The sequence below is a fragment of the Betaproteobacteria bacterium genome, assembly GCA_009693245.1.
In the GTDB taxonomy this organism is placed as follows: domain Bacteria; phylum Pseudomonadota; class Gammaproteobacteria; order Burkholderiales; family SHXO01; genus SHXO01.
Genome location: SHXO01000030.1, coordinates 19,772 through 32,304, shown reverse-complemented (window position 1 = coordinate 32,304; position 12,533 = coordinate 19,772). Strand labels below are relative to the sequence as shown.

Below are 12,533 nucleotides of genomic sequence, written 5' to 3'. Positions count from 1 at the left end.
CATCGAAGAATCCAGGCTGCTTGGGTTTGGGTTGCTTCCTGCGTTTGTCTTTCTTCATCGGCCTCGGGATCACTTTGCGCTTCGAGGCTTTTTATCACATCGATTCCATACACACTACTCTAGAATGCTGAATTATTAGAGGTGCCCTAGATTCTCATATCGGCGTGCTAGCCTTACTCTTGGCATTCGAAGTTCTCGAAGACGCGCGTTCCTAATGACCGAACCAGAAGGAGGAGTCCGTAAGCTCGGCGCGATACTCGCTGCCGGTGTCGCTGGTTATTCGCGCCTTATGCAACAGGACGACGAAGCCACCGTGGCGAGCCTCGAAGCGTACCGCGCCGTCTTCCGCGCAAAGATTCAAGCTCATCACGGCCGTGTCGTGGATATGGCGGGCGACAGCGTGCTCGCAGTGTTCCAGGCAGCCACGGGAGCTGTGCGCGCGGCATCTGAAATCCAGGCCGTGCTGGCAGAGCGCAACGAAGCGTTGCCTGAAGCACGCCGGATGCGCTTTCGCATCGGGATCAATCTCGGGGAAGTCATCGAACGACCGGACGGCACCGTATACGGCGACGGCGTAAATGTCGCGGCCCGCATCGATCCGGCTGAACCCGAACAACGCCACCATCATCTCGGTCCTGGGGCTGCATATTCTCTATGCGGGGGAGTGGGAACGTGGAGTCAAGCTCATTGATAAAGCCGTGCAACTGAACCCGCGCCATCCAGGTTGGTACCACTGGGGCTACCACAACTACTACTACCACAAACGCGATTATGCGCAGGCGCTGAAGGCAGCTCAGCAGATTGGTATCCCAAACAATTTTTGGACGCCGTTGTGTTTCGCGGAGGTTTATGGCCAGTTGGGCCGGCAGACCGAGGCTCGCGCCGCTGCAGCGCGGATCTCCGAGTTATACCCCGGTTTCAACCTGCGGATTGCTCGGCGCGAGATCAAGTGCCCCCGAACGGGCCGCGGCCATCGGAGCGCTGCGAGGGGCCGGCTTGGGCATTTCGAGAGAATTCAACGCCAAGGCTAAACGCCTACCCGCTTGCGGGACGGCCGCTTTGAGCGGCCCGTTAGGCCCTGCGTCTCCTTCGCGAAGGCCAACATGCTTGCGAGGGCTTTGTTGACTGCTTCAGACGTGGGAAATGCCTTCTGAATCTCGGGCCGCAGCACAACGACATTGCTCCCTTGCGTAAAGCGCTTGAAGTACTTGCCGCGTAAGCCAACCCCGAGTTGTTCGCGCTTCAAGACTGGAATGTCTTGATCAGACTTGGTCGTGGATGCCTTTTTCATACTGAGTTGCCTTTCTCGCACTAATGATTCGAACATTGTTGTGGCGTTCCGTGTGAACTACCACGAGAAGCCGGCCTTTGTTCGAGATGCCGTAGGTTCGGCTTCGATCTTCGGACTCGAAGCGATCCGTGTCTGCGAAAGTCAGCGCCAAGCCATCCGCAAATACGCTGACAGCCTCGTCGAACGATACGCCATGCTTTCGCAGATTGCTGGCCGCCTTTTGATCGTCCCACTCGAACTTGAACATGCGGTGTACCTGAAGGGCCTAACGACAGCGCCGGTATGGATGCCGCCACCCGCCTATCAACCGATATTGCACGCGCCGATTTGTGACGTGTCATTGCACGCATCCAAAAGCCTTTGGCCGAGACGCTCTCACGATATTAACAAGGAAATATGAGGGTCCGGGATGGAGCTTGGCCGAGCATCCTCCGATTTTCGATTTTGCTTGGGAGCCGGCTTAACTCAGTTGCCAAAGGAAGTGGCGCATACTTAGATCTATAGCGCTGCCGGACACGGCAGCAGTCTTGATTCATTCCTCTAGATTTGTGAAGGTAGGTTCCCCTTGAAAACCGCTACCCCCGAACCCAGCCGCAAGGCGATCATCGACGCTCTGCTTCTCAAACTCCCCGGCGTAACCGGAAAGAAAATCAACAACCTCGATGCCTACTTCGTCAGAGACAAGATGTTCGCTTGCATCAGCGGCAAAGGCATCGGGCTACGCGTACCGGTGGCTACCGCCACCGAACTACAGTTCTCACGCGATAACGTCGTCTCGTTTCAGCCTGGCGGTATGGAAAGTACGCGGGAATGGATACAAATCAACCGCGCCGATGCCGCGGATTACGAAAAAGATCTCGATCTCTTTCGGATCTCCCTCGAATTCGTGAAAGCTTCGCGGAGTCGTTAGAACCGGCAATCGTCTTTTGCGCAACGCGTGGCAATCCGCGGACCGGCGTACTCTTTATTCGTTATCGCATGCCAAAGAACATGGAACAAATCGCCAGGAGAAACGAGATGAATGTTGGCTTTATCGGTACCGGCACCATGGGCCTGCCCATGCTGGCGAATCTCATGAAAGCGGGCCATGGTGTCCTCGCCTATGACGTATTTCCGGCCGCGCTCGATGCCGCCGTGGCGCGCGGCGCAAAGCGCGCAGCCTCGGCAGCGGACGCCGCCGCACGCGTGGATTTTCTGGTGACGATGCTGCCATCTTCGTCGCAGGTAGAGGCGGCTTACCTAGGCCAAGGCGGGATCCTCGAAGGCGCGAAGCGGGGATTGCTGTGCGCGGATATGTCCACCATCGATCCGAATGCTTCGCGCCGGGTCGCCGCTGCGCTCGCGGCCAAAGGCGTGCGGTTCATCGACGCGCCCGTGTCGGGCGGCTCGGTGGGCGCCGAGAACGCAACTCTTGCCATCATGGTTGGCGGCGCCGCGGCGGACCTCGAAGCGGCGCGCCCTGCCCTCTCGGCCATGGGGGCGAACATCATTCACGTGGGTGAGGTCGGAGCAGGCGAGGCCGCGAAGCTTTGCAACAATCTGATCGCGGGAGTGGCCGCCATCGCCGTGGCGGAAGCCTTCCGCATCGGCGAAGGCTTCGGCGTCGACCCGAAAATTCTGACGGACGTGATCTCGAAATCCTCCGGTAATACCTGGATGATGCAACATGCCCACCCCGTGCCCGGCATGGTCGAGAAAGCCCCCTCCACCCGGGACTACGCCCCAGGCTTCATGACCGATTTGATGGCAAAGGATTTGGCCCTGGCAGTGAGCGCCGCCCGCGAATTGCGCATCCCGGTCTTTGTATCGCCCGTTGCCCAGCAGTTGCTTCGTCTTGCTTCATCGCAAGGGCTGGGGAGGCAGGACTTCACCTCGGTGTACAAGCTGTTGACAGCCTCCGATGAAAGGGCGCCGGTCTGAGGGAATGGCCTTTTCTGGAAGTTAGGCTCCGATCTTCACCAGATCCTTCAACACACTATCCAGGCCACCGTATACCGAGACGCTGCCGATTTTCTCGGTGACCTTTTCCAGCGTTTCCAACTCCTTCAAACGCAGGGCGACCGGGTTGTTCTCCATCACCTTGGCGGTGTTGAGCAGGCTACACGTGGCCGCGGTTTCCTCGCGGCGTCCGATCACGTTGGCCTGGGCGGCTTTATCGGCCTCCACTACCTTGGCGAGGATGGTCTTCATCTCGCCCGGCAGGATGATGTCCTTCACCCCGGCGGATTCGACTTCCAAGCCGATGCCGGCCACGCGTTTGTCGATATGCGCGCGCACCACTTCGTCGATGATGTTCTTGTTCTCCAGCAACTCATCGAGAGTGCGCGTGCCCACCGCCGCGCGCAGGCCGAACTGCAATTCCTTGTAGAGGAAATCCGGCGGCTTGGCCTGCTTGCTGAAGGCCGTCAACACATCACTGATCCGGTAGCCCGCGTTTAGGTTGATGCGCAGGCTAAATTCGGTGGCGATGTTCACCGCTCGATGCGCACATCCATGTAGCCCTTCCAGTACAGCCGGCGCGTGTTCGGAGCAAGCACCTCTGCCAGCACGCCGTTTTCGTAACGCAAGCCAACTTCCGCCGAGGACAATTCCACGATCTGGAATTCCCTCTCCGCCAAACCCGGTTCGGCCTTGGTGAGGTAATTCGCCAGACGGTGCGAAAACTCCGGCCGGCTCATGGAAAAGACCTCCACCGACAAACGCTTTAGCGGGTCGAAGTTGGAATATTTTCCCTGCTAATTTCCTTGCGCGCCGCGCAAACCCGGCGTGCGAATTCATTGCGTTTTCCTTCGTGTACCTGCCTACGCCTTATCGTCAAACAACAAAAAGCCCTGAGACCTTGCGGCACATCCTGGCTTCATCTAAAGAGCCAGAGCCTGTCTAGGACTCGCCCTAGATCTTCGGCAATGTGACGCCAGTCTGCCGCTGGTACTTGCCGCCCCGGTCCTTGTAGGACGTTTCGCAGATGTCGTCCGGCGCGGCTTCGAGGAAGAGCACCTGCGCCACGCCTTCATTGGCGTAGATCTTCGCGGGCAAGGGCGTGGTGTTGGAAAACTCAAGCGTCACGTGGCCTTCCCACTCCGGCTCCAAGGGCGTTACGTTCACGATAATTCCGCAACGCGCGTACGTCGATTTACCCAGGCAGATCACCAAAACATTGCGCGGAATGCGAAAGTACTCCACGGTGCGCGCCAGCGCAAAGGAGTTGGGCGGAATGATGCAAGACGCGCCCTTCACATCGACGAAGGATTTCGGGTCGAAATTCTTCGGGTCCACGATTGTGGAGTTGATGTTGGTGAAGAGCTTGAACTCGTCCGAGCAGCGCAAATCGTAGCCGTAGCTCGACGTGCCGAAGGACACCACGGGCTTGCCGTCCACCTGCTTGATCTGGTTCGTCTCGAAGGGCTCGATCATGCGTTGCGTCTGTGCCATTCGGCGAATCCAGCGGTCGGATTTAATCATGTTGCCGGGAGGATGGAGGAGGGAGGAGGGAGGAGTAAAACCGCGAGTCACCACCGGTCTTGCGCCTTTCTCCTACCTCCTCCACCCTCACTCCTCCCTAGGTGTTTTGGATCACGATTTTCGGAAACACCGCGCTCATGTCTCTCGCCTTGCTGGCGATCTTGGCGGCAACTTTGCGTGCGATCTGCTTGTAGATCTCGGCAACGCGGCTTTGCGGCTCGGCCGCGACGGTGGGTATGCCGGAGTCTCCGTCCTCCCTAATCTTCATGTCGAGGGGCAGCGAGCCCAGTAAATCCACCTTGTAGTCTTTTGCCATGCTGGCTCCGCCGCCCAAACCGAAGATGGCTTCCTCGTGGCCGCACTTGGAGCACAGGTGCAAGGACATATTCTCCACGATGCCCAGGATGGGGATGTTCACCTTCTCGAACATCTTGAGTCCCTTGCGCGCGTCCAGCAGCGCGATGTCCTGCGGCGTGGTCACGATGATCGCACCGGTCACTGGCACTTTTTGGGCGAGAGTGAGTTGAATATCGCCGGTGCCGGGCGGCATGTCGATGATGAGAAAATCCAGATCGCGCCAGCGCGTGTCCCCCAGCAACTGCTGGAGCGCGCCGGTGACCATGGGGCCTCGCCACACCATGGGTTGCTCCACATCGATGAGGAAGCCGATGGACATGGCTTGAATGCCGTGGGCTTCCATGGGCTCCAGGGACTTGTTGTCGTTGGATTGCGGGCGCTTGCCCTGCAAACCCAGCATCAGCGGCTGCGACGGACCGTAGATGTCGGCGTCGAGTATGCCCACGGTCGCGCCTTCCGCAGCCAGCGCGAGCGCGAGGTTCACCGCCACCGTGGACTTGCCCACCCCGCCCTTTCCCGAGGCAACCGCGACGATGTTCTTCACGCCGGGCAACAGCGCCACGCCGGCTTGCACCGCATGGGAAATCACCTTGCTGGTCACGTTCACGCTCACCTGCCCCATGCCCGGCAGGCTCTTGAGCTTGGCTTCAATCTCAGTCCGAATGCTGTCCCAGAGACTTTTGGCGGGATAGCTCAGCACCACCTCCACCGCGACATTGTTGCCATCGGTCTTGATGGACTTGATCTCCTTGGCGCTCACGTAGTCCTGGTTCAGGACGGGATCTTGGATTTGCTTCAGGGCAGCTTTGATGGAATCTTCGGTGAAGGTCATGGATGGTCTCTGTGCGTAAGAGGCGCATTTTACTGGAAGGGTCTGACAAGCCCTTAACCCAGCAACAACTGGTGGACCGCCTCGGTTTCCGCGGAAGGTTTAAGCCCGCTAGTACCCGAGAGGACCTGGCTCAATCGGCGATACACCCCCACCCCTTCCGCGCACTGCCCGTGCGCGAGGTGGCAACGCATCAATCCCCGGTAGAACGTCTCGCTCAAAGGGTCCGCGTCGATGCCGCGCAAGTAAAGGGCGCCGGCTCTTTCCCACTGCTCATCGTCTTCCAGCGTTTTGCTCAATCGGCCCAGATGATGAACGAACTTTCCCCGCAGACGCTCGCGCAACGGCATCGACCAGGGTTCGTCATTGTCTTCGGGGAGCAAATTTCCCCAGTAAAGGTCCACTGCCTTGCGAATGGTATCCGTCTCCTCCGCTCCATCGTTAGCGCCTGTTAGGTGGTCGAAGGCAACGGCGTCGATCCAGACCAGATTCGAATTCAGGCTGATGGACCAGCCTTTGGTTTCCAGGACATCATGGCTTCCGAGCAAACTTCGCAGCCGGAATAATGCGACCCCATAGGAGCTGCGCGCCGCATCCGCCTCTTCATTCGGCCACAGCGCATCGATGAGGTGATAGTCGCGCGCATGCCCCCCCAAAGCCGATCAATGCCTTGAGTAACGCCAAGGGTTTGCGCGGCGTCTTGGCGCCAAAGGAGAGAAGCTTGTCTTCCATATAAATTTCGAATCGCCCAAGCGTATAAATGCGCACTCGCCATGGCCAAGCCTCCAGCGTTGGCGACGGCGCGCGACAGTCCAAATACCGGATCACGCGGCGAACCGTTTCGGTTTCGATTCCCAGATCGAGCGCGGCTGCGGCCAGTCTCGGCACGACATTGCGCCATAGCCCGAACATGAAGCGGTCGTACTGTTGCGATGCCGGGCCGAAGCACAAACGCAGCGCCTGCGCGGCTGCTTTCTGATCGCCCGCATCCAAGGCCATCCAGGCCTCCGCACCATGAAACACTTGCTCCGTATAGTTGTGCAGTAAAGGGCCAGCGATTTCGCGGGCCTGAGCGATCCAGCGTCTTGCGGCTTCCGTGTCGCCTCGGTAGATCGAGCCCCATACGAGAATGTTGCGAGCGGTCAGACGGTGGAAGTGCGTGCCGGCTTCATCGAATATCTCCACCGCTATTCTCGCTTCGGCTAAGGCCCTCTCCGCATCGATCCGTTGGATGGCCGCTTGCCCACTTAACCAGTACACGCTCGCCACATCGTACAAATTGGTGGGAACAATGACTTCGTCGAGCTGGGATATCAAGCGACCCACAGCGTTGAAATCATGGCGTGCCAATTCCAGCCAAGCTCCAATAATGGCCGCGAAACGGCGTACGAATGGCAAGCCTTGCTGGCTGGCAATCGCATTCACTCGTTCGATCGCATGCTCGCATGCTCGCATTGCGGTATCGAGTACGAGAGCAGGTAATAGTAAGATAGCACAAACCACCCAAAGGCACGATTGAGCGCGGAGACCTCGGGATGGTCGATGAGAGATCTAAGAATTGGCGCAGCACGATCGGCCACGACACTCGGTCCACTTACCCCTCCGTAGAGAGTCAAATAAAGAGCGCCGCTCAAGCGCGCGGTGACATCGGCGCCCGTATGAACCAACTCGAATAGGCGTTTGACGCATTCCGTGATGGCGGGATGGGTGGGATTACGATAAGCCAGCGCCGCAAGCAAAGCGGATTGCACATTAAGCTCGGCCTCCAAGGAGGGGAAGCCCGGCCCATCTTCAAATACCTTTTCCAAGACGGGAATCCAGCGGTCGAGCGGGCGGTAGGCGACATATTCGAGCATGTACGCATGCACCATCCCAGCGGCAGCAAGCAACTCGCACACGCCGTCCTTGTGTTCAACAGCCAACTCGTAGGCACGTTCCAAATTTGTTCGCGCCTCCTGCGGATTCAAGGGAATGCGCGCACAACCGAGCCAATACAAAATCCAGCGATCCTGGGCGGCCTCCCCTTGAGGTAGCTCTCCAACCCAATCGACCAACAATTGCCAGCGCCCCTGCGCTATCAACCGAGGGGCTTCGCGCAGGATCAGTGTTCGCGCCGCGGGCACATCTCCGGAAGATAGAAATAGGCGCATGGCCTCCTCCATCTGCCCCGATTCCTCCAACAGTTGCGCTGCCCGGCGGCTAACGCCGGCCTGTACCGTGGGGCTCATACTCTCCCCTGCCAGGTGGCGTAGAAACGCGTGGAACAGCGCGTGAAACTGATAGGCAGGCTGGGTTCCCTTGCGCCGGTCAAGAAACAAGTGCCGCCGGTAAAGCATCTCCAGCAAACGGCGAGACTCCTCCATGCCGGTCAGCGCATGCGCCTCGTCCTCCGTGAACCGGGGCATGAATGCAAGCTGGAGCAGCATGCGCTGCACTTCGTCACTGCTTTGGCGAAAAAGCTGTTCCGCGAAATAGGCAAAGACACTTTGCAAAGCCTCGGGCTGGTCAAGCTCTTCGATGGATTCGCCGTGTCTCAATCTTTCGATAAGAAGCACCAGTCCGGCGGCCGGTTTCGCTTTCGGTGAGCTTGATCTCCTCCCATTCGATCACCGAAAGCATGCCATTGGCGGCGAGACGAGCCGCGCACTCGGGTGGATCGGACCGGCTTGCGATCAACACGCTCACACCTTCGGGCACATCGGATAACCCCTGCAGCAACAGCGGCAACATCGAGCTCTCAGTGGGGAGATCCTGAAAATTATCGAGGACCAGTACCGCGCCTGTTCCGAGGCGCGCGAACAATTCTCGAAAGTAGCGGCGGCCAAATCCTTCAAGGTCTGTCAGGTACTCCGGCGTAAGCAAGGGAAGCGGGTGCAATTGCTTGGTGCCGCGCAGGCCTCTCTCGGCCAGGCTCATGTAATAGAAGAAAGCCGGAGGCTCGGCGTCATCGGGGTCCAGCTGATACCAAATGCCTGCCAATTTTCGGCTTTCCAGATAGCTCGCCAGCAATGCCGTTTTCCCAGCGCCAGGAGGCGCGGCGACCCAGCTCACCTGTCTTTCCGCGCTTCGGTCCAGACGGCCAAAGAGCCTCTCCCTCGGCACGGCGCGATGAATCTTAGGCCGGCTTAATTTCGCCAGGGGTGGGTCACGCGCGAGTTTTCGCATTGGTCCTCCTCAAACAAGCCACGCCCGTATCGCATGCAATCACGCGATACGGACGCGTTCCGGCCTCCTACATTTACCCGTGGCGATCAGTCCCCGCGTGACTGCCCACTCTGCAGTAGGTCAGGGTAGCCGGTACTCACCTTCCCAGATAGCGTAGCCCTCTACGGAGAACGGTGTGGCATTCTGTGTGGCCTCTCCTGGCCGAAAACCGAAGGCTTTGTAGCGGGTCTTGTTCTTTCCGGAGATGCCCTTGTATTTTCCCGTTCCATCGGTCCAATCGAACTCCCCAATACACCATCCTTTGGCGTCGTACGCACACAACCAGCGCATGTATAGGCGATCACCGTCGGAGTCCGTGCTGGCGCAGAAACCTGTCTCGGCGAAGTTACCGCCCACCCCCTTGACCGCCGCTACGCAGGAAGTAGGTGCCTCGTGCAAAAATCCGCTTCCTTCTCGGTTGATGAGACCACCCCAGGCGGAGCCCGAATTCACAACGAAACCCTCTGCCAGCGGAGTCATCTGCCCGATCGCGTGCCAGGAGTAGTACAGAGAATATTTTCCAGACTTCGGTAATTGGGCCTGTGCGTTAACACCAAATATGCTCAAGGAAAGGCCAACCACCAATACACCAAGAATTTTAATCATAACTTATCTCCTCATTGAAAGCCAAGTTGGCTGGAGAATTATCGGCGAGCTGTCTTTACCGATCCCTTACGGATCAACAAAGGGCTTTCCACCGAGCGGATTGAGAAGCACCCCACGGATATACAAGTGCGCCACGCGCTCGCCCAGGCCTTTGCTACACTTCCACCCTTCGCCGCCTAGACAGCACCATGGCCCGCCGTATCCTCGTTACTTCCGCGCTCCCCTACGCCAATGGCGCCATCCACCTAGGTCACTTGGTGGAATACATCCAAACTGACATCTGGGTACGGTTCCAAAAAATGCAGGGCCACGAGGTGCATTACGTGTGCGCCGACGACACCCACGGCACGCCCATCATGTTGCGGGCGAACAAGGAAGGCATCACGCCCGAGGCGTTGGTGGCGCGCGTATACAACGAGCACACACGGGATTTCGCGGGATTTCATGTGGCCTTCGACAACTACTACACCACCAACTCGCCGGAGAACCGCGCGTTTTGCGAGGACATCTACCTGCAACTTCAGGCCAGGAACCTGATCGCCAAGCGCTCGGTGGAGCAGTTCTACGATCCGGTGAAGGAGATGTTCCTGCCAGACCGCTTCATTAAGGGCGAGTGCCCGAAGTGCGGCGCGAAGGACCAATACGGGGATTCCTGCGAAGTATGCGGAGCCACCTACACGCCCACGGATCTGAAGAATCCCTACTCGGCGGTTTCGGGCGCGGCTCCCGTGCGCAAAGCTTCCGAGCATCATTTCTTTCGGCTCTCCCACGCGGATTGTGTCGCGTTCCTGCGTAAATGGACTCGGGAAGAAGGCCGCCTGCAACCGGAAGCCTCCAACAAAATGCAAGAGTGGCTGGGGACCGAGGGCGAGGACAAGATGTCCGATTGGGATATCTCGCGCGATCCGCCCTATTTCGGCTTCCCCATTCCCGGCACGGATGGAAAGAAATTTTTCTACGTGTGGCTGGACGCACCAGTGGGTTACTTCGGCAGCTTCCGCCATTACGCGGAGAAAAAAGGCATGGCGACCGATGCCTTCCTGCGCCCTGGCGGCGATACGGAGCTGGTGCACTTCATCGGCAAGGACATCCTCTATTTTCACGCGCTGTTCTGGCCGGCCATGCTTAACTTCGCGGGCTACCGCACGCCCACCAGCGTGTTCGCCCACGGCTTTCTCACCGTGGACGGGGAGAAGATGTCCAAGAGCCGCGGCACCTTCATCACGGCGGAGAGCTACCTCAAGGTAGGGCTCAATCCCGAATGGCTGCGCTACTACTACGCCGCCAAGCTGGGCGCCACCATGGAGGACATCGACCTCAATTTGGAGGACTTTGTCGCGCGCGTGAACAGCGACATGGTGGGCAAGTACATCAACATCGCGAGCCGAACTGCGCCGTTTATTGCGAAGCACTTCAATGGAGAGCTAAGCCAGGAGCTTCCGGCCGAGTGGAGTACACGTTTGCAGTTGGAGTTTATGGGAAGCGATACGTGGCGGCGAATCGGTCTGCACTATGCCGATCGTGAATATGGGAAGGCGGTTCGGGAAATCATGCGGCTTACCGATATAGCTAACCAGTATGTTGACACCAAGAAGCCATGGAACCTGGCCAAGCTAAGTGGCTCGCGAGAGGAACTTCATCAAGTGTGCAGTCTTAGCATCAATTTATTTTGGCTGTTGACCGTGTACCTCAAGCCTATCCTTCCAAATATCGCCGGCAAGGTTCGGAGTTTCTTGAACTTGCCCGAAGAGAAAATGAAATGGGATCAAAACGAAGTTCTATTTAACGGACACCAAATAAACACCTACGAGCACCTGATGACCCGTGTCGAGTCGAGGCAAATCGCGGCACTAGTCGAAGCCAATAAAGAGTCGCTTCAACCCACTCCGGCTACCGCGAGGACTCTCCCCTCGCCCTCCGGGAGAGGGGCTGGGGGTGAGGGAAAGTTCCGCCACCCTCCCGTTCCCGCCGGTCTCCTCGCCTTCGCCCGCCAATTGCGCCAAGAACAAACGGACGCCGAGAACAAGATCTGGATGTTGTTGCGCGATAGGCGACTAGCGAACACCAAATTCCGGCGCCAGCATCCCGCCGAGATTAGCGGTAAGAAGTACATTTTGGATTTCTACTGCCACGAGTTGAAACTTGCTGTCGAACTCGACGGAGGACAGCACCAGGAAAAGCCGGCGCCGGACGATGCGCGAACGGCGGCCTTAGCAACCCTCGGAATTTCTGTCTTACGGTTTTGGAACAATGACGTGTTATCCGCCACCGTGACAGTCCTGGAATCTATCTGGAATACCATCCATAACATGACCACTAACGTACCGCCTTCATCTTCAACCGCTGCCGCAACTTCTCCCTCACCCCTAACCCCTCTCCCGGCGGGCGAGGAGAAAATATCCATCGACGACTTCAACAAGGTGGACCTGCGCGTGGCGCGCGTGGTCGATGCGCAACACGTGGAGGGCGCCGAGAAGCTCATCAAGCTCGTGCTCGACATCGGCACGGAGCAACGCCAGGTGTTCGCGGGTATCAAGTCGGCCTACGATCCCGAACAACTCAAGGGCCGCTTAGTGGTGATGGTGGCCAACTTGGCGCCGCGCAAGATGCGCTTTGGCGAATCCCAGGGCATGGTATTGGCCGCCAGCGGCGAAGGGCCAGGAATCTTCCTGCTGGACCCAGACGAGGGCGCCCAGCCTGGGATGAGGGTCAAGTGAGGATCTAGGAGCTAGGATCTGGGGGCTAGGGGAAACCCATCCACTCCCTATATCCTAGATCCTAGTC

The 12,533-nt window shown here is 58.3% G+C and carries 13 protein-coding genes and 1 pseudogene; 4 read left to right on the top strand and 10 right to left on the bottom strand.

Annotation, left to right across the window (positions count from 1 at the left end; translation table 11 throughout):
* The first annotated feature begins 214 nt into the window (after positions 1–214).
* Entirely contained in the window at positions 215–691 is a 477-nt protein-coding gene (locus tag EXR36_06875) for an adenylate/guanylate cyclase domain-containing protein (GenBank protein MSQ59363.1), read from the top strand.
* A 336-nt stretch (positions 692–1,027) separates the two neighbouring features.
* On the opposite strand, the gene EXR36_06870 is transcribed toward EXR36_06875, so the two are convergent.
* Together EXR36_06870 and EXR36_06865 are read right to left on the bottom strand one after the other, a co-directional pair.
* A complete protein-coding gene (locus EXR36_06870; protein MSQ59362.1) occupies positions 1,028–1,291 on the bottom strand; it encodes a hypothetical protein in 264 nt (87 codons plus the stop codon).
* Positions 1,263–1,538, bottom strand: a complete 276-nt coding sequence (locus tag EXR36_06865; protein ID MSQ59361.1) for a BrnT family toxin — start codon at positions 1,536–1,538, stop codon at positions 1,263–1,265. The genes EXR36_06870 and EXR36_06865 overlap by 29 nt, the downstream gene beginning before the upstream one ends.
* Positions 1,539–1,892: 354 nt before the next feature.
* Here EXR36_06865 and EXR36_06860 point away from each other — a divergent pair, with 354 nt between their 5' ends.
* Both EXR36_06860 and mmsB read left to right on the top strand, forming a co-directional pair.
* Positions 1,893–2,201, top strand: a complete 309-nt coding sequence (locus EXR36_06860) for a hypothetical protein (GenBank protein ID MSQ59360.1) — start codon at positions 1,893–1,895, stop codon at positions 2,199–2,201.
* Positions 2,102–3,211 (top strand): 3-hydroxyisobutyrate dehydrogenase, encoded by a 1,110-nt coding sequence (gene mmsB / locus EXR36_06855; GenBank protein ID MSQ59359.1) that lies wholly within the window; start codon positions 2,102–2,104, stop codon positions 3,209–3,211. Before EXR36_06860 ends, mmsB begins: the two co-directional genes overlap by 100 nt.
* Before the next feature lie 21 nt (positions 3,212–3,232).
* Here mmsB and EXR36_06850 read toward each other — a convergent pair.
* The 8 genes and pseudogenes from EXR36_06850 to EXR36_06815 all read right to left on the bottom strand — a co-directional run bounded on the left by EXR36_06850 (position 3,233) and on the right by EXR36_06815 (position 9,749).
* Positions 3,233–3,969 (bottom strand): annotated as a pseudogene (locus tag EXR36_06850) (slipin family protein).
* A gap of 214 nt (positions 3,970–4,183) precedes the next feature.
* Positions 4,184–4,753 (bottom strand): dCTP deaminase, encoded by a 570-nt coding sequence (locus tag EXR36_06845; GenBank protein ID MSQ59358.1) that lies wholly within the window; start codon positions 4,751–4,753, stop codon positions 4,184–4,186.
* A 97-nt stretch (positions 4,754–4,850) separates the two neighbouring features.
* Positions 4,851–5,942: an iron-sulfur cluster carrier protein ApbC gene (gene apbC / locus EXR36_06840; GenBank protein ID MSQ59357.1), complete on the bottom strand. Its 1,092-nt coding sequence runs from the start codon at positions 5,940–5,942 to the stop codon at positions 4,851–4,853.
* Between the two features lie 53 nt (positions 5,943–5,995).
* The gene (locus EXR36_06835; protein ID MSQ59356.1) at positions 5,996–6,595 is read right to left on the bottom strand and encodes a hypothetical protein; all 600 of its coding nucleotides are present in this window, start codon (positions 6,593–6,595) and stop codon (positions 5,996–5,998) included.
* Positions 6,543–7,364: a tetratricopeptide repeat protein gene (locus EXR36_06830; GenBank protein ID MSQ59355.1), complete on the bottom strand. Its 822-nt coding sequence runs from the start codon at positions 7,362–7,364 to the stop codon at positions 6,543–6,545. Before EXR36_06830 ends, EXR36_06835 begins: the two co-directional genes overlap by 53 nt.
* Entirely contained in the window at positions 7,361–8,476 is a 1,116-nt protein-coding gene (locus EXR36_06825; protein MSQ59354.1) for a hypothetical protein, read from the bottom strand. Before EXR36_06825 ends, EXR36_06830 begins: the two co-directional genes overlap by 4 nt.
* A complete protein-coding gene (locus tag EXR36_06820) occupies positions 8,445–9,104 on the bottom strand; it encodes a hypothetical protein (protein ID MSQ59353.1) in 660 nt (219 codons plus the stop codon). Before EXR36_06820 ends, EXR36_06825 begins: the two co-directional genes overlap by 32 nt.
* Before the next feature lie 120 nt (positions 9,105–9,224).
* Positions 9,225–9,749, bottom strand: coding sequence for a hypothetical protein (locus tag EXR36_06815; protein ID MSQ59352.1), 525 nt, complete (start codon positions 9,747–9,749; stop codon positions 9,225–9,227).
* Positions 9,750–9,937: 188 nt separating this feature from the next.
* Here EXR36_06815 and EXR36_06810 point away from each other — a divergent pair, with 188 nt between their 5' ends.
* Entirely contained in the window at positions 9,938–12,466 is a 2,529-nt protein-coding gene (locus tag EXR36_06810) for a methionine--tRNA ligase (protein MSQ59351.1), read from the top strand.
* Positions 12,467–12,533: the final 67 nt, after the last annotated feature.

Coding starts and splice junctions, on each gene's coding strand:
- EXR36_06810 (MSQ59351.1), top strand. CDS start 9,938: ATGGCCCGCCGTATCCTCGTTACTTCCGCGCTCCCCTACGCCAATGGC.
- EXR36_06820 (MSQ59353.1), bottom strand. CDS start 9,104: ATGCGAAAACTCGCGCGTGACCCACCCCTGGCGAAATTAAGCCGGCCT.
- EXR36_06845 (MSQ59358.1), bottom strand. CDS start 4,753: ATGATTAAATCCGACCGCTGGATTCGCCGAATGGCACAGACGCAACGC.
- mmsB (MSQ59359.1), top strand. CDS start 2,102: ATGGATACAAATCAACCGCGCCGATGCCGCGGATTACGAAAAAGATCT.
- EXR36_06870 (MSQ59362.1), bottom strand. CDS start 1,291: ATGAAAAAGGCATCCACGACCAAGTCTGATCAAGACATTCCAGTCTTG.
- EXR36_06875 (MSQ59363.1), top strand. CDS start 215: ATGACCGAACCAGAAGGAGGAGTCCGTAAGCTCGGCGCGATACTCGCT.
- apbC (MSQ59357.1), bottom strand. CDS start 5,942: ATGACCTTCACCGAAGATTCCATCAAAGCTGCCCTGAAGCAAATCCAA.
- EXR36_06815 (MSQ59352.1), bottom strand. CDS start 9,749: ATGATTAAAATTCTTGGTGTATTGGTGGTTGGCCTTTCCTTGAGCATA.
- EXR36_06865 (MSQ59361.1), bottom strand. CDS start 1,538: ATGTTCAAGTTCGAGTGGGACGATCAAAAGGCGGCCAGCAATCTGCGA.